The organism is Nocardia sp. NPDC051911 (genome assembly GCF_040681035.1).
In the GTDB taxonomy this organism is placed as follows: domain Bacteria; phylum Actinomycetota; class Actinomycetes; order Mycobacteriales; family Mycobacteriaceae; genus Nocardia; species Nocardia sichangensis.
In genome coordinates this window covers 1-1,768 of record NZ_JBFAXY010000101.1, presented here as the reverse complement: position 1 = coordinate 1,768, position 1,768 = coordinate 1, and the positions used below count along the sequence as shown (strand labels likewise).

1 pseudogene is annotated in these 1,768 nt (G+C 65.2%); it reads left to right on the top strand.

Features of this window, described 5'->3' with window-relative positions:
* Nucleotides 1-73: 73 nt before the first annotated feature.
* Nucleotides 74-1,671 (top strand): annotated as a pseudogene (locus tag AB0L97_RS38585) (ISAzo13 family transposase); the annotation flags it as partial.
* Nucleotides 1,672-1,768: the final 97 nt, after the last annotated feature.

Here is a 1,768-nt window from a genome sequence, read left to right as displayed (position 1 = left end):
CCGGGGCCTGTCCGTAAATTACTGTCGCAGTTGATCTGTGGGTGGTCGGTGGTTGTGAATGGGAGGCTGAGGTATGTGTCTCCCGCGGGAATGTGTGTCCGGGCCCGGATTGCGGGTCAAATTCGATCAGATCTTGCCGCATCTGGATGAACGTCGGCGTCGGCTCTATCTGGCCAGTGAGGCGATGGCGGTGGGCCACGGCGGGATCACCGTGGTGGCCGCCGCTTCCGGCGTCAGCACCGCTACCGTCGCACGCGGCATCGGCGAACTGACTGCCGATCCCATACCGACCCAACGCATCCGGGCTCCGGGTGCGGGTCGCAAGCCGTTGACGGTGACCGACACCGGGCTGCTGCCAGCGCTGGAGGCACTGATCGAGCCGCATACTCGTGGCGATCCGGTTTCTGCGCTGCGCTGGACCACGCTGTCGCTGCGCACCTTGGCGTCGACCCTGACCGGTCAGGGTCACCGAGTCGGTGCCACGACCGTCGGGCATCTGCTGCGCGGGCTCGGATACCGCCTGCAAGGCACGGCCAAGACCAACGAGGGCACCTCCCACCCCGACCGTGATGCGCAGTTCGCGCACATCAACGCCACCGCTACCGCCTTCCTCGACGCCGGGCAGCCGGTGATCAGCGTCGATACCAAGGCCAAGGAATGGATCGGCAACCGTGACCGTCCCGGGCGCACCTGGCGTCCGGGCAAGAACCCGATCACGGTGGACTGCCACAGTTTCTTCGTCACCGACGATCAGCCGGTGGTCATCCCCTACGGGATCTACGACATCGCCACCAACACCGGCTGGGTCAACGTCGGCACCGACCACGACACCGCAGAATTCGCGGTCGAGTCCATCCGCCGCTGGTGGCGTCACCAAGGACGCGAACAACACTCGGACGCGACCCGGCTGCTGATCACCGCCGATGCCGGTGGCTCCAACGATCCCCGCCGCTGGACCTGGAAGAAATACCTGCACTGCTTGGCTCGCGAGAGCGGCCTCGAGATCACGGTCTGTCACTATCCTCCGGGAACGTCGAAATGGAACAAGATCGAGCACCGGATGTTCTGCCACATCACCGCCAACTGGCGCGGACGGCCCCTGACCAGCTACCAAGTCGTCATCGAGACCATCGCCGCGACAACCACCCGGACCGGGTTGATGATCGGTGCCGATCTCGACACCGGCAGCTACCCCCTCGGCGGCACCGTCACCTCCGCCGAGTTCCATTCGCTGCCGATCACACCGGAGAAATTCCACGGAGACTGGAACTACACCGTGGCCCCCAGCGCACCCCACCCCGCAGAACCAGCCCCGGCGCGTCGAAAACCCGATCCGTCCTTGACCGAGATGCTCACCGATCCGGCCCTGACGGGCATGCCACGAGCGGACTTCGCGCACCTGGTCGCGGTCTCGGAGCCGTACTGGGATGCGTTGGCCGAGGCGGCTTTTCAGCGACGCTTCCACCGCCCACGCAGCTACCTGCATCCGCAGACCAGCAGCATCGACCACTTCCACCGACTCCTGACCGCCCTGCTACGCCGACGACGAGCCGCTACCAGCACGCTGCTGGCCCAACTACTCGACGTCAAGCGCACCAACCTGACCATGCAGTTCCGAGACGGCCACCGGATCCTGGACCTACACCGGCTCGACATCACACCCATACCCGGACCACCCGCACGCACTCTCGAGCAACTACAAGCCCGTCTCACACATGCAACCCACCCCACAGATCAACTGCGACAGTAATTTACGGACAGGCCCCCG